23 protein-coding genes are annotated in these 20,954 nt (G+C 59.7%); 14 read left to right on the top strand and 9 right to left on the bottom strand.

The window, feature by feature from the left end:
- Positions 1 to 179: 179 nt before the first annotated feature.
- The 4 genes from dprA to ACYJRZ_RS12670 are packed head-to-tail and all read right to left on the bottom strand — an operon-like array spanning position 180 to position 4,222.
- The gene (gene dprA / locus ACYJRZ_RS12685) at positions 180 to 1,328 is read right to left on the bottom strand and encodes a DNA-processing protein DprA (protein ID WP_459459241.1); all 1,149 of its coding nucleotides are present in this window, start codon (positions 1,326 to 1,328) and stop codon (positions 180 to 182) included.
- The gene (gene plsY / locus ACYJRZ_RS12680) at positions 1,328 to 1,945 is read right to left on the bottom strand and encodes a glycerol-3-phosphate 1-O-acyltransferase PlsY (RefSeq protein ID WP_112414706.1); all 618 of its coding nucleotides are present in this window, start codon (positions 1,943 to 1,945) and stop codon (positions 1,328 to 1,330) included. The genes dprA and plsY overlap by 1 nt, the downstream gene beginning before the upstream one ends.
- Before the next feature lie 34 nt (positions 1,946 to 1,979).
- A complete protein-coding gene (locus tag ACYJRZ_RS12675) occupies positions 1,980 to 3,269 on the bottom strand; it encodes a dihydroorotase (RefSeq protein WP_459459240.1) in 1,290 nt (429 codons plus the stop codon).
- A complete protein-coding gene (locus tag ACYJRZ_RS12670) occupies positions 3,266 to 4,222 on the bottom strand; it encodes an aspartate carbamoyltransferase catalytic subunit (RefSeq protein WP_459459239.1) in 957 nt (318 codons plus the stop codon). The genes ACYJRZ_RS12675 and ACYJRZ_RS12670 overlap by 4 nt, the downstream gene beginning before the upstream one ends.
- A 185-nt stretch (positions 4,223 to 4,407) precedes the next feature.
- On the opposite strand from ACYJRZ_RS12670, the gene ACYJRZ_RS12665 reads away from it, so the two are divergent.
- The 4 genes from ACYJRZ_RS12665 to ACYJRZ_RS12650 all read left to right on the top strand — a co-directional run bounded on the left by ACYJRZ_RS12665 (position 4,408) and on the right by ACYJRZ_RS12650 (position 8,085).
- The gene (locus ACYJRZ_RS12665; RefSeq protein ID WP_459459238.1) at positions 4,408 to 6,066 is read left to right on the top strand and encodes an acyl-CoA dehydrogenase family protein; all 1,659 of its coding nucleotides are present in this window, start codon (positions 4,408 to 4,410) and stop codon (positions 6,064 to 6,066) included.
- Between the two features lie 3 nt (positions 6,067 to 6,069).
- Positions 6,070 to 6,687, top strand: a complete 618-nt coding sequence (locus tag ACYJRZ_RS12660) for a GNAT family N-acetyltransferase (RefSeq protein WP_459459237.1) — start codon at positions 6,070 to 6,072, stop codon at positions 6,685 to 6,687.
- Positions 6,688 to 6,790: 103 nt separating this feature from the next.
- On the top strand, positions 6,791 to 7,447 hold the full coding sequence (locus tag ACYJRZ_RS12655; protein WP_459459236.1) for a TetR/AcrR family transcriptional regulator: 657 nt from the start codon (positions 6,791 to 6,793) through the stop codon (positions 7,445 to 7,447).
- 302 nt (positions 7,448 to 7,749) lie between these two features.
- Complete coding sequence (locus ACYJRZ_RS12650) at positions 7,750 to 8,085, top strand: DUF6105 family protein (RefSeq protein ID WP_459459235.1); 336 nt, start codon at positions 7,750 to 7,752, stop codon at positions 8,083 to 8,085.
- Here ACYJRZ_RS12650 and ruvX read toward each other — a convergent pair.
- Positions 8,019 to 8,516: a Holliday junction resolvase RuvX gene (gene ruvX, locus ACYJRZ_RS12645; protein ID WP_459459234.1), complete on the bottom strand. Its 498-nt coding sequence runs from the start codon at positions 8,514 to 8,516 to the stop codon at positions 8,019 to 8,021. The genes ACYJRZ_RS12650 and ruvX overlap by 67 nt on opposite strands.
- 116 nt (positions 8,517 to 8,632) lie before the next feature.
- Here ruvX and ACYJRZ_RS12640 point away from each other — a divergent pair, with 116 nt between their 5' ends.
- From ACYJRZ_RS12640 to ACYJRZ_RS12625, 4 genes are all read left to right on the top strand, one after another.
- Positions 8,633 to 9,343 (top strand): metal-dependent hydrolase, encoded by a 711-nt coding sequence (locus tag ACYJRZ_RS12640; protein ID WP_459459233.1) that lies wholly within the window; start codon positions 8,633 to 8,635, stop codon positions 9,341 to 9,343.
- Between the two features lie 86 nt (positions 9,344 to 9,429).
- On the top strand, positions 9,430 to 9,717 hold the full coding sequence (gene gatC, locus ACYJRZ_RS12635) for an Asp-tRNA(Asn)/Glu-tRNA(Gln) amidotransferase subunit GatC (RefSeq protein ID WP_037194314.1): 288 nt from the start codon (positions 9,430 to 9,432) through the stop codon (positions 9,715 to 9,717).
- 59 nt (positions 9,718 to 9,776) lie between these two features.
- Positions 9,777 to 11,258: an Asp-tRNA(Asn)/Glu-tRNA(Gln) amidotransferase subunit GatA gene (gene gatA, locus ACYJRZ_RS12630; RefSeq protein WP_459459232.1), complete on the top strand. Its 1,482-nt coding sequence runs from the start codon at positions 9,777 to 9,779 to the stop codon at positions 11,256 to 11,258.
- A gap of 213 nt (positions 11,259 to 11,471) precedes the next feature.
- Positions 11,472 to 13,469, top strand: a complete 1,998-nt coding sequence (locus ACYJRZ_RS12625) for a DUF4139 domain-containing protein (protein WP_459459231.1) — start codon at positions 11,472 to 11,474, stop codon at positions 13,467 to 13,469.
- 62 nt (positions 13,470 to 13,531) lie between these two features.
- Here ACYJRZ_RS12625 and ACYJRZ_RS12620 read toward each other — a convergent pair whose 3' ends face one another.
- Positions 13,532 to 13,789 carry a YjhX family toxin gene (locus tag ACYJRZ_RS12620; RefSeq protein ID WP_459459230.1) on the bottom strand — a complete coding sequence of 86 codons (258 nt, stop codon included), beginning with the start codon at positions 13,787 to 13,789 and terminating at the stop codon, positions 13,532 to 13,534.
- A gap of 300 nt (positions 13,790 to 14,089) precedes the next feature.
- Here ACYJRZ_RS12620 and ACYJRZ_RS12615 point away from each other — a divergent pair, with 300 nt between their 5' ends.
- From ACYJRZ_RS12615 to ACYJRZ_RS12605, 3 genes are all read left to right on the top strand, one after another.
- Complete coding sequence (locus ACYJRZ_RS12615) at positions 14,090 to 14,599, top strand: GNAT family N-acetyltransferase (protein ID WP_459459229.1); 510 nt, start codon at positions 14,090 to 14,092, stop codon at positions 14,597 to 14,599.
- A gap of 87 nt (positions 14,600 to 14,686) precedes the next feature.
- On the top strand, positions 14,687 to 16,192 hold the full coding sequence (gene gatB, locus ACYJRZ_RS12610) for an Asp-tRNA(Asn)/Glu-tRNA(Gln) amidotransferase subunit GatB (protein WP_459459228.1): 1,506 nt from the start codon (positions 14,687 to 14,689) through the stop codon (positions 16,190 to 16,192).
- A gap of 3 nt (positions 16,193 to 16,195) precedes the next feature.
- A complete protein-coding gene (locus ACYJRZ_RS12605; RefSeq protein WP_459459227.1) occupies positions 16,196 to 16,696 on the top strand; it encodes an N-acetyltransferase family protein in 501 nt (166 codons plus the stop codon).
- Positions 16,697 to 16,777: 81 nt separating this feature from the next.
- Here ACYJRZ_RS12605 and ACYJRZ_RS12600 read toward each other — a convergent pair whose 3' ends face one another.
- Positions 16,778 to 17,401, bottom strand: a complete 624-nt coding sequence (locus tag ACYJRZ_RS12600; protein ID WP_459459226.1) for a hypothetical protein — start codon at positions 17,399 to 17,401, stop codon at positions 16,778 to 16,780.
- A gap of 2 nt (positions 17,402 to 17,403) precedes the next feature.
- Between ACYJRZ_RS12600 and ACYJRZ_RS12595 the strand changes: the two genes are divergently transcribed.
- From ACYJRZ_RS12595 to ACYJRZ_RS12585, 3 genes are all read left to right on the top strand, one after another.
- A complete protein-coding gene (locus tag ACYJRZ_RS12595; protein WP_459459225.1) occupies positions 17,404 to 17,916 on the top strand; it encodes an N-acetyltransferase family protein in 513 nt (170 codons plus the stop codon).
- A 106-nt stretch (positions 17,917 to 18,022) separates the two neighbouring features.
- Positions 18,023 to 18,421 carry an NADH:ubiquinone oxidoreductase subunit NDUFA12 gene (locus ACYJRZ_RS12590; protein WP_459459224.1) on the top strand — a complete coding sequence of 133 codons (399 nt, stop codon included), beginning with the start codon at positions 18,023 to 18,025 and terminating at the stop codon, positions 18,419 to 18,421.
- Positions 18,422 to 18,524: 103 nt separating this feature from the next.
- Positions 18,525 to 18,965 (top strand): DUF2155 domain-containing protein, encoded by a 441-nt coding sequence (locus tag ACYJRZ_RS12585; protein ID WP_459459223.1) that lies wholly within the window; start codon positions 18,525 to 18,527, stop codon positions 18,963 to 18,965.
- 72 nt (positions 18,966 to 19,037) lie between these two features.
- On the opposite strand, the gene ACYJRZ_RS12580 is transcribed toward ACYJRZ_RS12585, so the two are convergent.
- Positions 19,038 to 19,634 carry a DUF1062 domain-containing protein gene (locus ACYJRZ_RS12580; RefSeq protein ID WP_459459222.1) on the bottom strand — a complete coding sequence of 199 codons (597 nt, stop codon included), beginning with the start codon at positions 19,632 to 19,634 and terminating at the stop codon, positions 19,038 to 19,040.
- Between the two features lie 366 nt (positions 19,635 to 20,000).
- A complete protein-coding gene (locus ACYJRZ_RS12575) occupies positions 20,001 to 20,948 on the bottom strand; it encodes a DUF2167 domain-containing protein (RefSeq protein ID WP_459459599.1) in 948 nt (315 codons plus the stop codon).
- Positions 20,949 to 20,954: the final 6 nt, after the last annotated feature.

Here is a 20,954-nt window from a genome sequence, read left to right as displayed (position 1 = left end):
TCAAGAGGCTATTGCATAATTCCTTAAATCGGGGATCGATTGAAGAATAAAATTATGCAGCGCCTTTAACGTGTTACGGCGACCTTTACTGCGTCATATGTGACGCGCGGCACTGTAATACGGTTTTTGCGCTTGGCGAGACGACGCAATGCTTAGAATCGGTACGCACGTCACAGTTTTCAATCCAGCATGGAGATCGAGACCAGCCCGCCGGGATGGCGGTGCAGCCGACCGGCCATGTCGAGTTCGAGAAGAACGGAATGAACGGCGGATATCGGCAGGCCGGTGTGGCGGACGATATCGTCGATCTCGACCGGTGTCGGCCCCAGCGCCTCGATGATATGGTCGCGCTCAGCATCATCGGGCGGCGCGGAGAGCGATCCGCTTCTTTCAACCGGCGGAGCTGCGGGGCGCGGGCGAAAGAGGTCCGGTTCGGCGAGCGGCCGCAGCGCTTCGATGACGTCATCTGGCGACGTGACGATCATCGCGCCGTCTTTCAGCAGGCCGTTCGTTCCCTCGCAGCGTGGATCGAGCGGCGAGCCGGGAACGGCAAAGACAAGCCTGCCGAATTCTCCGGCAAGGCGCGCCGTGATCAGAGAGCCGGATCGTGTTGCCGCCTCGACAACAACGACACCGAGCGATATGCCTGCGATGAGGCGATTGCGGCGCGGAAAATCACGTGCCCGAGGTTCCCAACCGAACGGCATCTCGCTGACGGCAAGCCCGTTGCCATTCCATATGTCATTGAGCAGGCCGATATTCTCGGGCGGGTAGGGCTGGTCGAGGCCACCCGCCATGGCGGCGATCGTGCCGGTGGCGAGGCTGGCGCGGTGGGCTGCCGTATCGATGCCGCGCGCCAGCCCGGAAACCACCGCGTAGCCTGCCTCGCCGCAAGTGCGTGCGATCATCGCGGTGAATTTGGCGCCGCTGATCGAGGCATTGCGAGAGCCGACCATGCCGATGGCCGGTCTGGTTGCCACAGACATATTGCCTTTGACGGCGAGCAGAGGTGGCGCGCCGTCGATCTCGCGAAGCGCAGAAGGATAGTCCGGTTCACCGATGCCGACAAAACGTGCGCCGAAGCGATGCGCCGCTTCCAGCTCCCGCAGGGCGTCCCGCTCATCGGCGATGCGGATCGCGCGCGTCGAGCCGCCGCGTTGCGAAAGTTCCGGCAGCATCGTGAGCGCAGCTTCGGCGGAGCCATAGTGGTTGATGAGATCGCGAAAGGTGGACGGACCGACATTGTCGGAGCGGATGAGCCTGAGCCAGGCGATCCTTTGTTTTTCTGTCAGCGCAACTCCGGTCCGTCTTGCGCTGCCTGTGTCCATTATCCCTTTGCTCCGATCTTGCCTTCCGTTCCTGCCGTCAGCCGGGCGATGTTGGCCCTGTGCTTGTACCAGGAGATGACGGTCATCAGCGCCATGACAGCGGCGATCTTGTCGGCGCCCAATATCCACAATACAACCGGTATGACAAGAGTTGCAACCAGTGCGGAAAGCGAGGAATAGCGGGTGGTAAAGGCGATCGCCAGCCAGACGATGGCGAAGATCAGGGCCATCAGCGGTGCGAGCCCCAGCAGGATGCCGAGATAGGTAGCGACACCCTTGCCGCCCTTGAAGCCGATCCAGACCGGGAAGATGTGGCCGATAAAGGCGGCGAAACCGGCGAGCACACCGGCATCCTCGCCGAAGAAATGCGCTGTTATCAGGACGGCGGCCGTACCCTTGAAGGCATCGAGCAGCAGGGTTGCGGCTGCAAGCCCCTTGTTACCGGTGCGCAAAACGTTGGTCGCGCCGATATTGCCCGAGCCGATGTTGCGCACGTCGCCGAGACCGGCCATGCGGGTCAGCAGAAGGCCGAAGGGGATGGAGCCGAGCAGATAGCCGATGACGAGGGCGGCAAGCGCTGTCTGCAAGGTAAGCTGCCAAGTCCAGAAATCAGCCATCGCGTCTTTTTCTCCGTAAACCCTGGCACTTGCCTTAGAGACTGTGAACCAGCTTGCCGGCGACATAGGTTGCAACCGCCCGGCCGCTCATCCTCGCATCCTCGAAGGGCGTATTCTTCGAGCGCGACAAAAGCATGTCTTTTGCGACAAGCCAAGGCTCGTCGAGATCGACGAGAGCGATATCCGCCTTGGCGCCGGGCTTCAATGTGCCGGCGGGCAACCCGAATATCTGTGCCGGCCGCGTGGAGAGCGCATCGACGAGCCGCATCAGGCTGACCTGACCGCTGTGATAGAGCCGGAGTGCCGCCGGAAGCAGGGTTTCCAGCCCGACCGCACCGTCCTCTGCCTCGCCGAACGGCAGGCGTTTCGTATCGACATCTTGCGGATCATGCGAGGAGACGATGATGTCGATCGTGCCGTCTGCCAGCGCCTCGATCATCCCCGTGCGGTCATCCTCGGAGCGTAGCGGTGGGTAGAGCTTGAAGAAGGTCCGGTACTCGCCGATGTCGTTCTCGTTGAGGGCGAGATTGTTGATCGAAATGCCGCAGGTGACCTTGGCGCCGCGCGAGCGGGCGAGACGGATCGCCTCTGCTGATTCCGGCACCGAGATCATAGCAGCGTGGTAACGGCTGCGCGTCAGCGTCGCGATGCGAAGGTCGCGCTCCAGCGGGATCAGTTCAGCTTCCTTCGGAATGCCAGAAAGCCCGAGCCAGCTTGCCAGAAGCCCTTCGTGCATGACGCCGTTTGCGCCGAGATATTTGTCACGTGTTTCGCAGGAAATCACGGCGCCGAATTCGCGCGCATAGGTCATGATGCGACGCAGAACCTGGCTGTCGTGGACGCCCGAATGGGCATCGGTGAACGCGACGGCTCCGGCTTCCCGCAGCAGGCCGATTTCCGTCATCTCCTCGCCGGCAAGCCCCTTGGTGAGGGCGGCTGCCGGATAGACATTGACGGTGGCGGTATCGCGCGCGGTCTTCCTGACGAACTCGACCAGCGCGATATCGTCGATGACCGGATCCGTGTCCGGCATCATGATGAAGGAGGTGACGCCGCCCGCTGCTGCCGCACGGCTGGCGGAGGCAATGGTTTCGCGATGCTCGCCGCCGGGTTCGCCGACATGTACGCGCGCATCGACGAGGCCGGGAATGGCGACAAGCCCATTGCAATCGCGAACCGTCGCGCCTTTGGGAATGCCGTGGTTCTTCGCATCCTTGCCGGAGGCAACTATCACGCCATCTTCGACGACGATCGTGCCGACCTCATCGAGATCGCGGGAGGGATCGATGATGCGGACGTTCTGAAGGACGATCGAGTTGCTCATGCGCCCACTCCCTCAGTGCGGGGTCCCTGGTTCTGCGAAACGAGCAGGGTCTCCATCACGGCCATGCGCACGGCGACGCCCATTTCCACCTGTTCGGCAATGACGCTTTGCGGGCCGTCGGCCACTTCGGAGGCGATTTCCACCCCGCGGTTCATCGGGCCTGGATGCATCACGAGCGCATCCTCCTTGGCGGCCTTGAGCGTCTCGGCGTCGAGGCCGTAGAAGTGATAATATTCGCGCACCGAAGGCACGAAGGCGCCCGACATGCGCTCGCGCTGCAGACGCAGCATCATGACAACGTCGACATCCTTCAGCCCTTCTTTCATCGAATGGAAGACCTCGACGCCCATGTCGGCAATCCCGGCGGGCAGTAGTGTAGCGGGGGCCACGACCCGGACGCGTGCTCCCATGGCATTGAGAAGGAGGATGTTTGAGCGCGCCACGCGCGAATGCAGCACGTCGCCGCAGATCGCCACGATGATGCGCGAAAGCTTGCCTTTGGCGCGGCGGATCGTCAGTGCGTCGAGCAGGGCCTGGGTGGGATGCTCGTGCTGGCCGTCGCCGGCATTGACGACCGAGCAGGAGACTTTCTGCGCCAGAAGTGCTGCGGCACCCGCGCTCGAATGGCGGATGACCAGCACGTCTGGTCGCATCGCATTCAGCGTCATCGCTGTGTCGATCAGCGTCTCGCCCTTTTTGACGGAGGAATTGCCGACCGACATGTTCATTACATCGGCGCCCAGCCGTTTTCCGGCCAATTCAAAGGAGGATTGCGTGCGCGTCGATGCTTCGAAGAAGAGATTGATCTGCGTCAACCCGCGAAGCGTCGACGTCTTTTTCTCGCGCTGGCGGCTGATCTTGACCGCCTCGTCGGCCTTGTCGAGAAGATAGGTGATATCCTGCTCGGTGAGGCCCTTGATGCCGATGAGATGGCGGTGGGGAAAGAAGACCATGAACCTGCCCTCTGGATTTCGTCAGGCGGTCTATAAAGAGGGAGCGCCGATGGGGCAAGCGGGGGGCTGCATGGAGGCCGTTTGTTCCCCATGCAATTTCGCCCGAATCCCGCTACAGGAGCTATGCCGGTGGGAGACATAACTTCCAGTTTCCCTTTGCAACCCACTTGCTCTACAAGCGATTCATGACCCAAGCGACCCGGACTGACGACCCTTTTGCCGACCTGAACCAGCCGAGCCTCTGGACCGGCATCAATGCCTATCGTTCCGATCCGCTGATCGTCGATCTTACCTCCGGCCTGCCGCGTTCGATACGGGAAGAGTTGGAGCAGCACGGTCGTTTCGTCACTTCGCACGAGGCGCAGGAACTGGCGCGCATGGCGAACCAGGGCACGCCGCAGCTGCGTACCCACGGCCCGCGCGGCGAGCGTCTCGATGTCGTCGAGTTTCACCCCGCCTGGCATGCGCTGATGCGCCGCTCCATGGCGATGGGCCTGCATTCCTCGATCTGGGATGCGCAGGCCGACCCTGAAGCGAAGGGTCATTCGCACAAGGTGCGCGCCGCCCGTTTCTATCTGACGGCGCAGCTCGAATGCGGCCACCTCTGCCCCCTCACGATGACCAGCGCCTCCGTGGCCGCAATGATGGCCTCGCCGGCGGTGCAGAAGGATTGGGCACCGAAGATTCTTTCGCGTAAGTACGATTCGTCCAACAAACCCGCCATGCAGAAGAGCGCCGTCACCATCGGCATGGGCATGACGGAAAAGCAGGGCGGCACGGATGTGCGCGCCAACAAGACGAGTGCCGACAAGGTCAGCGAAGGCATTTACAGACTTTCGGGCCATAAGTGGTTCATGTCGGCGCCGATGAGCGATGCCTTCATCATGCTCGCGCAAACCAAGGACGGCATGGGCTGCTTCCTGGTGCCACGTCTTTTGGAAGATGGTTCAGCCAACGGCCTGCACTTCCAGCGGCTGAAGGATAAGCTCGGCAACCGCTCGAACGCTTCCTCGGAAGTGGAGTTCACCGACACTTTCGGCTTTCTGCTTGGCGCGCCCGATGGCGGCATCCGCACGATCCTCGATATGGTGACGCTGACGCGGCTTGACTGCGCTCTGGCATCCGCCGGCATCATGCGCGCCTCGCTCGCCGAAGCCGTGCATCACGCTCGCGGCCGCAGCGTTTTCGGCAAGATGCTGGTCAACCAGCCGATCATGACGCGCGTACTTGCCGATATGGCGCTCGACGTCGCCGCTGCGACCGCGCTCGCCTTCCGCCTGGCCGAGGCCTTCGACAAGGCCAGCGGCAGCACGGAAGATGCGGCCTATGCGCGCGTCATGACGCCGGTCGCCAAATATTGGTGCTGCAAGATCGCGCCGGCGCTGATCTACGAAGCCATGGAGTGCATCGGCGGTAGCGGCTACATCGAAGAGCGGCCGATCGCCCGCCATTATCGCGAAGCCCCCGTCAATGCGATCTGGGAAGGCTCCGGTAACGTGATGGCGCTTGACGTCCTGCGGGTGTTGAACAGGGGCAAGGACCTGTTCGAGACCGTCTTTGCCGGTCTCGCCCGCGATCTCGGCCCGGCCGGCAAGAAGACCATCGATGTCCTGCGCGCGGCCATGGCGCTTTGTGAGCAGGACGAGGGCGCCGCCCGTCTGCTGGTCGAGCAAATGGCGCTCGCAGCCGGTGCCGCGGAGCTTTATCGCCTCGGAGCTGGCAAGATTGCCGATGCCTTCATCGAAACGCGGCTCGCCGGTGGCTGGCGCGCGACTTACGGCATGCTCGATTCGCGCTTCGATGCCAGCTATATCGTTGATCTGCTGTATCCGCCGGCGACATAAGCGATGGTTTCCGTTCGAACCGTTCGGCCCGAGGATATTGATCAGCTCTACGCCATCTCGCTCCTGACCGGCGATGCCGGCAAGGATGCGACGTCGCTCTACCGCGACGGCCGGCTGATCGGACACATCTATTCCGCGCCCTATGCCAAGCTTCATCCCGAGCTGGTGTTCGTCGCCGAGGATGATGAAGGTGTTTTCGGTTATATCGCCGGTGTCTTCGATACGATTACCTTCGACGAGCGGCTGGAGCGTGAGTGGTGGCCGCATCTGCGGCGGCGCTATGCAGACCCGCAAAGTGATCCGGCGCTGTGGGACGCCGATCAGAAGCGGATATCGCTGATCCACCATCCGAAGTCGGCGCCGGCGATCCTCATTGAGCGCTTCCCTGCCCATATTCACATGAATCTTCTGCCGCGAGCCCAGGGGAAGGGCATAGGTACGGCGCTTCTCGATCGCTGGGTCGCGAACGCCCGCGCCAACGGTATCAAGGGCATCCATCTTGGCGCCAATGCCGGCAATCATGGCGGTATCCGCTTCTGGTCATCACGCGGTTTCGTTCCTGTTGAATTTCCGCTAGGTCTGGCATCTGAAACGACAGTATGGTTTGGTCAGTTTCTCTAATCTGTGGATTCGCGTGTTTTGACGGACAGAGGTCTGACGGTTTTGTTGTTCAGGGCGACTTGGCTTGTTATTCACCGCTCGGTGACAGATTGGAGTCGAGTCGATGGCCCCCGCAAACGCTGCCGTTAAAATCCCTTTGGAAGTGCCCGTAGTGGAAAAGCGCGTGCGCAATCGCGCCGCGACTGAGCAGGCGATCCTCGATGCAGCCAAACGCCTTCTGGCGGATGAAGGATTCCAGAATTTCGGTATCAATGCGGTCGCCCGCGGCGCCGGCTGCGACAAGCAGCTTATCTACCGCTATTACGGTGGCTTGAATGGCCTTGTGGAGGCCATCGGCACCGATCTCGGCAGCTGGGTGACGGATCGCATTCCTGACGACACCGGCGGCATGTTCCTTTTGACCTATGGCGATCTCATGGAGCGGCTTTCGATGCTCTTCCTCGATGCGCTGCGCGCTGATCCCCTCATGCGCCGTATCGTCGCCTGGGAAGTCTCGGAAAACAGCGAGCAGGTGCGCCGCCTGTCGGAAGCGCGTTCGAAGGCGCTCGCCGGCTGGATTGAGCGCATGCGCGGCTCGCTCGTGCCGCCCAAAGGCGTCGATGCTCAAGCGGTCAATGCCATGATCTTTGCGGCTATCCAGCACATCGTCCTGGCTGCGGCCGTCAGCGACCAATGCGCCGGTCTCGCCTTAAAGAATGGCAGGGATTGGGAGAAGGCGGCCATCGCCTTGAAGCGGATCGTGCGCGGCGTCTACGGCTGATAGCGGCCATCGAGCAGGGGGATCTCCACAGATCCACTCCGTCGTTAACCTTAACAAATGGTTTACATTGCGCCGCAACGGTTAACTCGTCACTGTTGGAAGATGATTAGTTAACCATCAAGCGTGCAAGCCATGGGGTTGAAGCCCACTAAATTAGTGTTTCTCGTGACTGCGGTGATGTTCTTCGCCGTGCTCGCGCTAGATATCACGCTGCCCGCGATGGTTTTGAGCGCCATGGCGCTGTCGAATTGGCTCGTCCTTTCGGCTGGCACGACGCAATTTCAGCGTCGAAGGGGTACCGCATGAAGTGGTTGTTGATTTGCTGGGCCGGACCGGTCTCGTTTCTCGGGGCATGGTATTACCTGTCGTACTACGACATGAGCTTTGGCATCTTCATGCTGACGCGGCAGATGCATGACTTGGTCTTCGATATCTACGGGAAGATCCTCGGCATTCCGCCGGAAACCATTCCGCCGCTGGTCGCGCGTGCGATTGCATTCGACAGCCTGCTGGTCTTCGCAATCTACGGCTTCCGCCGACGGGCAACCATCATTGGATGGTGGAAGCGCCGTCAGGAGGCGTCCGAATCGGGCAAGGCGACTCTGCCGAGCGCCGACAGCCTGTCCAAGGCTCCCTGAAGGATGAAGCTGGCAGCGGCCGAGTCGATGCGCTCGGCGCGCTTGGCACGCGAGACGTCCATTTCCAGCAGCGCCCGTTCGGCCGCAACGGTCGAAAGCCGCTCGTCCCAGAAGACGAAGGGCAGGGCGGTCTTTTCCGACATGCTGCGCACGAAGGCACGCGTTGCCTGCACCCGCGGTCCGGCAGAGCCGTCCATATTCATCGGGAGCCCTATGACGAAGGCTGCGACCTTTTCCTTCTCGGCGAAGGCGAGCAATGTTTGGGAATCCTGGGTGAATTTCACGCGCTTGATGACGGGGCGAGGCGTGGCAAAGCGCCGCCCGAGATCCGACATCGCTAGTCCGATCGTCTTCGTGCCGAGATCGAGACCAGCGATCGGCTGACCGGGCAGGAGCATCACGGCTAGATCTTCGATGGTCAGCGTCGTCATCAGGGTCTTGCTCCTGTCAAAACAAATTGAAGCCAAGCCGCTTTTCTTTGTCGCGGTTTGAGATATCTCCTAGACACCAGCCTTATATTTCAAATCAAGTCATAAGGAGAAATCCAATGAAGATCACCTGGCTCGGCCATTCCGCTTTTCGCATTGAAACGGCCAAAGCAAAAATACTGATCGATCCATTTCTGTCTTATAATTCTTCCTTTGCGGCCGCCGGTCTCAACATCAAGGACGTTGCCGCCGGCGTGACCCATATCCTGCTGACGCACGGCCATGCAGACCATGTCGGCGACACGGTTCAGATTGCCAAGGATACTGGCGCCGTCGTTCTCGCCAATGCCGATCTGGCCTCCTGGCTCGGCACCAAGGGCGTCGAGAAGCTGGAAATGGGCAATACCGGCGGCACCGTCGGCCTCGGCGGCTTCTCGGCCACTTTCACCAATGCGCTGCATTCTTCAGCGCAGATCACCGAAGACGGCGTTTCCCACGCGCTCGGCAATCCGAACGGCCTGATGCTGCATTTCGACGACGAGCCGACGCTGTTCCATATGGGTGATACCGACATCTTCTCGGATATGGCTCTCATCAACGAGCTGCATCAGCCCGATATCGGCATCCTGCCGATCGGCGACCGCTTCACCATGGGCGGTGCGGTGGCGGCACTCGCCTGCCAGCGCTTCTTCAACTTCAAGACTGCCATTCCCTGCCACTACGGCACCTTCCCGATCATCGACCAGACGCCGGAAAAGTTCATCGCCGGCATGGAAGGTTCAAAGACCGCGGTTGCGGCGCCGAAGGCGGGCGAGAGCGTTTCTGCCTGACGATACCCGTTGCGTATGGCGGGCATGGCCTTTATAGCGTGAAGCAAATTCACTTTAGTGGATAAGTCACCTATCCGGAGAATGCCATGTCCGTCGATCTCGCCACTGTCAAACGCGTCGCCCATCTTGCCCGCATCGCCGTCAATGAAGACGAAGCGCAGCGGATGATGGGCGAGCTTAACGGCATTCTGGGCTTCGTCGAGCAGCTCTCCGAAGTGAATGTCGATGGCGTTGAGGCCATGACCTCGGTAACCCCGATGGCGATGAAGAAGCGCGCCGACGAAGTAACGGACGGAAACAAGGCCGCTGACATCGTCGCCAATGCGCCGAATACCGATCAGAATTTCTTCCTGGTGCCTAAAGTCGTCGAATAACCGCTCCTTTGGAGCCTTTTCCGACCCGTTGCCCAATTCCAGATCTGAAGCGAAACAAAATGAGCGAACTGACCAGCCTGACCATTGCCGAAGCCCGCGACAAGCTGCGCGCCAAGCAGATTACAGCCACCGAACTGACCGAGGCCTATATCTCGGCGATCGAGGCGGCCAACGGTCAGCTCAATGCCTATGTGAAGGTGACGCCGCAAAAGGCGCTGGCAATGGCCAAGGTGTCGGACGCTCGCCTTGCGGAAGGCAAAGCCGGCCCGCTGGAAGGCATTCCGCTTGGCATTAAGGACTTGTTCGGCACGGAAGGCATTCATACGCAGGCCTGCAGCCACATCCTGGACGGTTTCGAGCCGCACTATGAATCGACCGTCACGCAGAACCTCTGGAACGACGGCGCCGTCATGCTGGGCAAGCTCAACATGGATGAGTTCGCCATGGGCTCCTCCAACGAGAGCTCCTATTACGGGCCGGTGATCAACCCTTGGCGCGCCGAGGGATCCAACCTGCAGCTCGTTCCCGGCGGTTCGTCCGGTGGTTCGGCCGCGGCCGTTGCCGCGCATCTCTGCGCCGGTGCCACAGCGACCGATACCGGCGGCTCCATCCGCCAACCTGCCGCCTTCACCGGCACCGTCGGCATCAAGCCGACCTATGGCCGCTGCTCGCGCTGGGGCATCGTCGCCTTCGCCTCGTCGCTCGACCAAGCCGGCCCGATCGCCCGCGATGTGCGCGATGCCGCCATCCTTCTGAAGTCGATGGCCAGCGTCGATGCTAAGGACACGACGTCCGTCGACCTGCCGGTGCCGGATTACGAAGCTTCGCTCGGTCAGTCGCTGAAAGGCATGAAGATCGGCATCCCGAACGAATATCGCGTCGACGGCATGCCGGAAGAGATCGAAACGCTCTGGCAGCAGGGCATTGCCTGGCTGAAGGATGCCGGCGCCGAGATCGTCAACATCTCCCTGCCGCACACGAAATATGCGCTGCCGGCCTATTACATCGTCGCGCCCGCCGAGGCCTCCTCGAACCTCGCCCGTTATGATGGCGTCCGTTACGGCCTGCGGGTTGACGGTGACAATATCGTCGACATGTACGAGAAGACGCGCGCTGCCGGCTTCGGCCAGGAAGTGAAGCGCCGCATCATGATCGGCACCTATGTCCTGTCGGCCGGGTATTATGACGCCTATTACCTGCGCGCCCAGAAGGTCCGCACGCTGATCAAGCGCGACTTCGAGCTCGTCTTCAACGCCGGCGTCGACGCGATCCTGACGCCTGCCACGCCGTCCTCGGCCTTCGGCATCGCCGACGAAAACCTCGCTTCCGATCCGGTAAAGATGTACCTGAACGACATCTTCACCGTGACGGTCAACATGGCCGGCCTGCCCGGTATCGCGGTTCCCGCCGGCCTCGACCCGAAGGGCCTGCCGCTCGGCCTGCAGCTCATCGGCAAGCCATTCGAAGAAGAAACCCTCTTCAGGACCGCCCACGTCATCGAACAGGCGGCCGGCAAGTTCACGCCGGCGAAGTGGTGGTAAGCACTGCAAGGAGACGAGCAGCTTGACGGACGATCTCGTCAAGCTTCGCGATATCTGACGCCAATTCTGAGAAGGCCATCCGAAATCCGGATGGCCTTTTTTCATGTGCCGATATTCCGCCCGCGCGCCATCATATTTTGGACCGAAATACGATCATAAATTGCAGAAGGCCGCTTGGTCTCGTCCTCTGCAACCGAATCGGAAGGTCTCTTCATGCTCAAGCAAGTCTCCGCGATCCTGCTCCTCAGTGTCGCATTTCCTGCGATGTCGTTGGCCGCCGATAATGGGGTCATCCGAGCCATTACCCTGTCCTCGGGTGGCCTGGCCGAGGTTTCCCGATCGACTGAGGTCGATGGCGACGGTGTGGTGCGGATCGAGGTGCCGCTCGATCAGGTCGACGATATCCTCAAGAGCCTTGTGGTGAATGGGTCCGCAGGCTCAGTGGCCAGCCTGTCGTTGGCCGGCCCTCAGCCGTTGCAGGAGACTTTCAAGGGCCTGCCCTTCACGCCCGAAGCGCTTTCATCCGCGCCGTCGCTTCTGACATCGATGCAGGGTGCCAAAGTGTCGGTCAGCAGCGGCGGAAAGACCGTCGAGGGAAGCATTCTTGGCATTGAGACGAGAATGGCCGACGAGAAGGCCCCGACTTACCTGCTGACTGTCATCGACAAGGATGGAGCGGTGGAGACGTTGACACTTGGTGAAGATGCCTCCGTCCGGTTTGATGACCCCGACGTAAGAGCAAAGCTCGCCCAGGCGACGGCAGCCATTGCCCGCGGCAAGAACGATCGCACCCGCGCGATCGATATTAAGGTGAACGGCGTGAAGGACAGCGGCGCCATCGGCCTGACCTATGTCGTGCCGTCACCGATCTGGAAAACGGCTTACAAGGTCGTGATCGACGAAAAGAACAAGGCGCGCCTGCAGGCATGGACGGTGCTGGAAAATGCCAGCGGTGAGGACTGGAAGGACGTGAAGCTGACATTGACTTCGGCCGAGCCGGTGACACTGAAGCAGGGCCTGCACCAGCTCTATTGGAGAGAGCGGCAGGAGGTGCCGGTCAACACGGCTTCGAATATGGTTCCTGATGCCGATAGCGGGGATCTGTCCAATCGGCAGCGTCTGCCGGCCAATGTCGAGGAGCGAGCCGCACCTGCCCCTGCAAAAGCGATGATGGGCGGCGTCAGCAGAAAGGCATACGTGGCTGACGAGCTGGAAAAACCGGCAGCCCCCATGCAAACGGCCACAGCCGATCCCGCCACGGCAACCGAAAGCGACATCTCTGCCACGTTTGCACTCCCCGGCACTTACAACCTGGCCAATGGCGACACGTTATCGGTGCCGATCATGGATGCGGAGGTGGATGCCGATATGGTGGACATGTATCGGGCCGGCAGCTCCTCCCGCAATCCCATCGCCGCCGTGATGCTCAGGAACACCACCGGCATCAGCATGCCGCCAGGCATTTTGACGCTATATGACAGCAAAATCGGTTACGTCGGTGATTCCCAATTGTCCGCGCTGCCCAAGGACGATACGCGCCTCGCCAGCTTCGCAACCGATCGGAAAGTCTCGATCAGCGAGCAGCAGACGCCGACCGAGGAGATTGCCTCTTTGACGGTTGCCGATGGGGTGATGAATGCCACTGTCAGATATCGCCAGACAACGACATACACCGTGTCCGGCGCGCTGGACGGCGAAAGGACCGTCGTCATCGAACATCCGATCCGAGACGGCTGGTCGTTTTCCTCGGCTGAAAGCTCCGGCAAGACGGCAACGCACCAACGGCTCAAGGCCGTGGTGCCGGCAGGCGCGGAGAAGACGTTGACCGCAATCGACGAGCAACTTCAAAGCAACAGCTATGCTCTGGTCGATGCAGAGCCGGACATGCTGCTCGGCTGGTCGGCTTCGACGCATGATAAGGGGCTCACCGACAAGCTCGCAAATCTCGCCGATGCGCGCAAAAGACAGGTAGCGATCCAGAACGAACTAGCGAGACTAGACAGTGAAATCGAGAAAACCGTCAATGAGCAGGAGCGGATAAGACAAAATCTCGGCGCCGTGCCTGACAACAGCGATTTGAAGAAGCGCTATTTGAAGGCTCTAGCTGACAGCGAGGATCAAATCGCCGCATTGAATGAAAGGCGCGATGCGGTGCAGGCTGAGAGCGATCGTCGGGGCGACCACGTGACTGACATCATCAGGACGTTCTGATCGCCGCGCTCTCATATCGATCGGCGAGGGCCGCCCAACGGGGGGCGGCTCTCAGGCTTGTTCTATCGATTGTTCAGCTGCGCCCTCACCAGTCGCAATGCCTTTTCGCTGATGCGATAGGGATGACCGTCGGTGGACTTTATCGCCTTCAGGCGCTTCAGCCGGCGGAAGAGGTCGATACCGAAATCGGGATAGACCCAGCCGTCGCGCGTGAAGCAGTAGACGGTCTCGATCTTCTTGTTGTCGCTGCGTTCGATTTCAATGCGCCCGCCCTGGGCGAGCAGGTGGAGAATGCGCTGTTCGGCGCGGGAAATGTCCATTGTTGTCAGAATCCGTATAGCGCCAAAGGGCGCACAAAACCAATCCGAGCCTTCCCTTAGGGAAGTCGGGGCTTCGTTTTTCAGGCCCGGCACGCAAGAAAACTTGCGAGCGGGGCCTTTAACGGCACTGACAAAAGTTAGACATCAAAACTCCGTTGATGCACCCTTTCTAAGGCAGGTTGCGCCCCAATGTCAAATTCAACCCGAAAGGGCTTTCCCGCTATCGGTCCTGCCGGCGAATCTCGCTGCTGGCAAAAGCCTTTGGCCGGTGCTTTACTGGTCGCAAATAGCGGGGGCTCGATGATCCATATTCGCAACGCGCATGAAGGTGAAAAGGCCGTGCTGGCAAGCATCGGCCTACGCTCCTGGCAGAAGGCGATGAGTGCTATCGGCGGCACGGGTGAACTGCTGGAAAGCGCGAGCGAAGCCTTTACCAATTTCACCCGCGATCTCTGGCTGACGATCACTGTCATAGAGCTGAACGGCGAGGCTGTGGGATGGGCGGCGCGCGAGGCGCTGGACGAGGCGATCTCCGATTTCTGGATCGATCCGGATTTCGCGCGGCGCGGCCTCGGCTCGGCTTTGCTTGCGCGGATCGAGCAGGATGTGCGTGAGCAGGGGCTGGAAAAGGTCTCCCTGCAGAGCCATGCGGGCAACACCGATGCTATCGCCTTCTTCAGGGCGCGCGGCTACGAGATCCGCTGGCTATCGATCGTCTACTCCCCCAAGCTCGACAGCGATGTTCCTACAGTCGGGCTTTCGAAATCGCTGGTCGAGGAGAGCGACGGCGCCTACGGCCCGGGCATATAGCGCGGAGCCGATGCCGAAAGCCTTGCGCCATCACGCCAATTGCTCTACCTCACCAAAGCAGAAAACAGCATTATACAAGAGCTTCCCATGACCATTGTCGACGTCCGTACGCCAGATCCGAAACGCTTCATTCCCGGTGCCACCGGTGATTGGGAAGTCGTTATCGGGATGGAAGTCCACGCCCAGGTGCTGAGCAAGTCCAAGCTCTTCTCCGGCGCCTCGACGGAGTTCGGCAAGCCGCAGAATTCCAACGTGTCGCTGGTCGATGCCGCCATGCCCGGCATGCTGCCCGTCATCAACGAAGAATGCGTGAAGCAGGCCGTGCGCACCGGCCTCGGCTTGAAGGCGCAGATCAACAAGCGTTCGATCTTTGACCGCAAGAACTACTTCTATCCGGATCTGCCGCAGGGCTATCAAATCTCGCAATTCAAGGACCCGATCGTCGGCGAGGGCAAGATCGTCATCTCCCTCGGTCCGGACCGTCAGGGTCAGTTCGAGGATATCGAGATCGGCATCGAACGCCTGCATCTGGAACAGGATGCCGGCAAGTCGATGCACGATCAGCACGCGACCATGTCCTATGTCGATCTCAACCGCTCCGGCGTCGCGCTGATGGAAATCGTCTCCAAGCCGGATATCCGCTCGGCGGACGAGGCGAAGGCTTACATGACCAAGCTACGCTCGATCGTGCGCTATCTCGGCACCTGCGATGGCAACATGGACGAAGGCTCCATGCGCGCCGACGTTAACGTCTCGGTCCGCCGTCCGGGCGGCAAATTCGGCACGCGCTGCGAAATCAAGAACGTCAACTCCATCCGCTTTATCGGTCAGGCGATCGAATATGAAGCGCGCCGTCAGATCGGTATTCTGGAGGATGGCGGCACCATCGATCAGGAAACCCGCCTGTTCGATCCGAACAAGGGCGAGACGCGGTCGCTGCGCACGAAGGAAGATGCGCATGACTACCGCTATTTCCCCGATCCGGATCTGCTGCCGCTCGAATTCGACGATGCCTTCGTCGCGGATCTTGCCGAGCACCTGCCGGAGCTGCCCGACGACAAGAAGGAGCGTTTCGTCCGCGAGCTTGGCCTCTCGATCTACGACGCCTCCATTCTTGTCTCGGAAAAGGCGATTGCCGATTATTTCGAAGCGGTTGCCGTCGGCCGCGACGGCAAGATGGCGGCAAACTGGGTCATCAACGACTTGCTGGGCGCTCTGAACAGAACCGGCAAAGACATTGAAGAGACTCCGGTTTCGCCCGCCCAGCTCGGCGCGATCATCGATCTCATCAAGGCCGAAACCATCTCCGGCAAGATCGCCAAGGATCTGTTCGAAATCGTGCTCAACGAAGGCGGCGATCCCGCCGAGATCGTCGAAGCGCGTGGCATGAAGCAGGTCACCGATACCGGTGCGATCGAAAAGGCCGTCGACGAGATCATCGCTGCCAATCCGGATCAGGTCGCCAAGGTCAAGGCCAAGCCGACACTCGCCGGCTGGTTTGTCGGCCAGGTGATGAAGTCGACCGGCGGCAAGGCCAACCCGCAGGCCGTCCAGGCGCTGGTCAAGGCCAAGCTCGGCATCGAAGAGGAATAAGCGGTGTTCTTCGTCCGCACCGCCAGCGAGCAGGACCTGGAAAAGGTCCGTGCTCTGCTCGGCGAAACCTGGCATGCGACCTATGACGGGATTTATGGCCCGGAAAAGGTCAGCGAGCTGCACGCCTCTTGGCATTCGCCGGCTTCGCTTAAGGCGCGGTTAGCGAACAAGAATTCCGAGTTCCTGGTAGCCGACGACGGCAGGACAATCGGCGGCATGGGCTATGCCGCCATGTCCAAAGAGATGACGAAAACAGTCATGCTCTACATGCTCTATGTCAGCCCGAAACATCAGCGGCAGGGTATCGGCCGCGATATCTTCGCCGAACTGGAAACCTGCTTCCCGGATGCGGAGATCATGCGCCTCGAGGTCGATCCGCAGAACGCGCCTGCGATCGCCTTTTACCAAGCCCATGGCTTTGTCGAGGTCGGTCGCACGGAAAACTGCGGCAACGGGCAGTCGGGCATTCCTGCGCTGATATTCGAGAAGCCGCTGACTACGTAACAGCCGGCTGCCTTTGGCCCGCGTGCCGTTCTTTTGGGTCACTAGCGCGGCCTTTGTTGGTTAGGCCGCCTCTTCAGTTTTCTATGCTTTTTTATAGCGTGCATGGAATTTGACCATTAGCTTGAGAAGCTCTGGCTTTTGGTAGGTCAGATCCGAAACCGCGATGCAAACGTGCTGCATATTCCCGGTCACTTGTCGGACGAGGTGCTTTGAGCTGCGTAGTTGCCCCGTAATGCGATGGCCTGGGGCCAATAGCAACCACACATGGTGGTCTGGTCGGCTCCAATCGAACGCCTCGATAGGGATAACCGCACTTTCGGATAGAATTATCGTAACGACGAGCAAGAAAAAGCCCAGGAGTATGATGCCCAACATCTTGCCCAGGCTTCGGCGTGGCGTGGGAACGTCTATTTTCTCGATGTCGTCCCAAGGGACAAAATCTGAGCTCAATCGAGCATCCTTTATGCCTTTCGGCGATATGATCAAAATCGCTTTTCGCGCCTGAAAGATAAGCTTTAGCAATGCCTTGACAGCGACGTACGCGGTCATCAGAGCAAGTGATATCCACGCGATGCTTGTGATGATGTGGCCTCTTGTAAGAAAGGCTATAAAAACAAGCAATACCGTAAAAAATATATGTGCTGCTGCCTCGGAACCCAACGCAGAATTATCGTATTCGATCCTATACGTTTCACTAGTCGACATGATTGCCTTTAAGTTCCTCTACGGAACAAAGACGTAGGTATGATACATTGGCCTCACAAGAACTACTTATCCGCGAAGCGAAAGAATCCGACCTTCCTTCGTTGATCGATCTCTTCGCCGCCGACGCTATGGGCGGTCACGGCGATACGACCGATCCCTCCGCCTATGACGACTATCTCCGTGCGTTTCGCGCCATCGCGGCATCGCCGAACCAGACGCTGTATGTCGCCGAACTGGCCGGCGAAGTGGTCGGCACGTTCCAGACGATGATCACGACGACGCTGACCGGGCGGGGCGGTTCTGCCATGATCATCGAAGCGGTGCAGACGCGAGCCGATATGCGCGGGCAGGGGATTGGCGCCGCTATGATCAATTTCTGCATCGACGAGGCAAAAAGCCGCGGGATGCGGATGATTCAGCTGACATCGAATAATGCCCGCAAGGACGCGCACCGCTTCTATGAAAGGCTGGGTTTTAAGCCGACGCATTTAGGCTTCAAGATGCTATTGAAATGAAGCCTTTTGCCCGCTGGAATCACTGGACAAGCACGCCTAGGGGCGGCATAAGCAAACTATCAAATTCTGGTATCGCTCGCCCCTCAGCGGGTATCGAGGAAAAGACATGTGGAATTTCATCGTACAGACCTTCACCTGGTGGAACAGCCAAACTCTGGGAACGCGCTTCGCGACCTGGCGGTTTGGCAAGCGTGTCGGCGAGGATGAATTCGGCAACGTCTATTACGAAGGCGGCATGTCTTCCTACGGTCTTCCCAAGCGCTGGGTGATCTATAAGGGCTATGCCGAAGCTTCGGCCATTCCGCCGGGTTGGCACGGCTGGATGCATCATCGCACCGATGTGCCTCCGTCCAAGGAAAACTACGTCACCAAGGAATGGCAGAAGGAACATCGTGCCAATCCCACGGGCTCGCCGCAGGCTTACCGCCCGCCGGGCTCTCTCGCTGTTGCCGGCGAGCGTCCACGCGTGACCGGCGACTACGACGCCTGGACCCCGGGCAACTGAGCGGAGAAGCCGGCTCGTCCTTTGGCCACAATTGGGCTTTAGGCGCGACATAGGCCGGCTTTTGCTCGGCGCTTTGACCGAGACCAAGCGGAGAGTGGCGAATATGATGGTTTTCACGCGGAGCGCTTCTTTGCGTGCAATGGCTGCAGCGGGAATGACCCTCTTCGCCGGCATCATGGCAGCCCCCATTGCCGAGGCTGCCCGCATCGCCAATCCGGTTGCCGTTTTTTCCGGCCTCGACAAGATCACCGGCCGCATCACCACCTTCGACGTCTATGTCAACGAAACCGTGCAGTTTGGCGCACTGCAGGTGACACCGCGCGCCTGCTATTCGCGAGACGATACCGAGCAACAGAAGGTGGACGGTTTCGTCGAGGTGGACGAGATCACTCTCGACCGTCGCATCCGCCGCATCTTCACAGGCTGGATGTTCGCCGACAGCCCCGGCCTCAACGCCGTCGAGCATCCGATCTATGACGTCTGGCTGAAAGAGTGCAAGCAGAAGTCCGACGTTCCGGCGCCGGATACTGCCGGCGCGAAGTAATAGGTTTCGAGACATTCACAGCAGGATTATGTAGCCCGCAGAAGCCTTTCTCCTGCGGGCATAGTTTCATTCTCAGTCGGTATTGGCCGCCGCTTCACCTATCGCCAGACGATCAGCCACCTCCGATAAGTCAAGTACGATCCGCACGCCATCTTTGATCTTGTGGCGCAACAAGTCGTTGCGCTCCGGATAGGCTTTCAATTTGCCTCGATCACGAAGGGCCTGAAGCCGCGAGCGCGAGATTACCAACTCCGAGGCAAGCAGCCGATCAAGACGCAGGTTTATCGGGAATTGGGCTGATATTCCGATATCAAGCAAAGTCCAGCCGCTTGCCACACCTATAGCCTCTTTCAGGATTGAGACATCGGGCGGCTCCTCAATACGTTTGGCTTTCCGCCTCAACCCGTCGAGATCGAATTCCTGCGCGCGCACCCAGTTCGGATCGCTGCGCTGCAGTGCCTCGAGCGTGGAAGGGGCGAGGTCGTGAACGGTCCGGCGCTCGAAGAGCGTTCGGTTCCATGTCTTGTCGCAATCGATGCACTTGTAGACGAGCCAGGCATCGAGTCGCTTGCCATTGGCGTTGAGCCTGATCTTGCCGCTCGATCTGAAGGGTTTTGGAGATCCACAGCCACTGCAGGCGATCCATGGTTGAGGCGATGTTTTGGGCATAAGGGTCCACCGGACCTGAAGAATATTGCACATACCGTCTTGGTCTTCCGTATGGAAGTCCACCAAGTGGCAGTGAGACAAGCCCGTCGGGGCACGGTGTGGCGATGTTGCGGGACGACTGAAGAGCTGAGACAGGCCGCTGTATTAGGCGCGTTTTGACAATGCCAAACCGGTCTCAGGCCATCACCCGATGGACATAAACATGCATCGGATGGCGCTGCGCCAACCCGATGCATTGGGTGATTTGGATGAGACCGGTATTTACGACGGCAAAGTGGAACCTCTATGCGCCAAACTCTTCGTCAGCAGGGATAGCAGACCACAATCAGGATTTGAAGTCGCAAAAAACTTCAGGCGTGGATTGCTTCAGGCGTCACTATTTTCTTTTCGGCGGAACAGACTCAGGATCTTGCGGCCGGCCGCTACGACACCCGCCAGCACGACGATGAGGCCTTTCTTCAATGCCAGAAGGGCGACGCCAAAACTTTTGAAGAAGCCGAGAACGACCGCAAGCAGGCCAAGCTTTGCCGCAACCTTTACGCTCGCACCGGCAGCGATCATGCCCGCCATGCTGTAGGCAGCGATCTTGTCGCCATTGGTGAAGTCGGCATAGCGCTTGCCGTTGTCATACTGCACGGTGTTGATGACGTTGGGGATAGCGGCGTTGATTTCCTGCAGCTGATCCAGTCCGGCGACGAAATCGAGCTCAGTGACGCCCTCGCGTCCCAGCACGCGCACAGAATAGTTCAGTGTGTGACCGGCATTGGAACCTTTGCCGAAAATCAGATCGCGCGCCCAGTGGAGGGCATGGGTCGCCTTATCGTAATGCGGTGGCTCTGCCCAGCCGACCATTGTGATCGGATCGAAACCCTGCCGTTCGCGTTCAGGGTTCGCTTCCTTGATCGCGTCCTGGATCTTCTTCAGCAGATCGTCATAATCGGTCGATGCGGCATCCTCATCGGAAACATAACCGCTGCCGTCATAATCGATAACGGAACCCCATGAATGTGGGTCGGTCGGCGGGTATTTGGCCGGGAAGATCATGCCCAGCGGATTACCGACCGAACTCTCCGGATTGCCCCAGAGCTCGACCAGCACCTTCTTCGAATCCTGCGGATTGAGATAGTAGAACTGGTCAGAAACATTCAGCGTGGCATTGGCGGTGGGGATTTTGATTGCGCCCTGCTGAAAATCCAGCGTTTTAAGCACGGCGCCTTCGTCGCCCACCGGCGGCTCGGCTCCGAACATGTCGTGGAATGATTTGGCGCTGGCCTCCGTCGCGATGCTCAGCGCGGCGATAAAGAAAATTGCAATATGATT

The sequence above is a fragment of the Rhizobium sp. No.120 genome (assembly GCF_054558365.1).
Note: the sequence above shows the minus strand (reverse complement) of the source record. Positions and strands in the feature narration are given on the sequence as shown.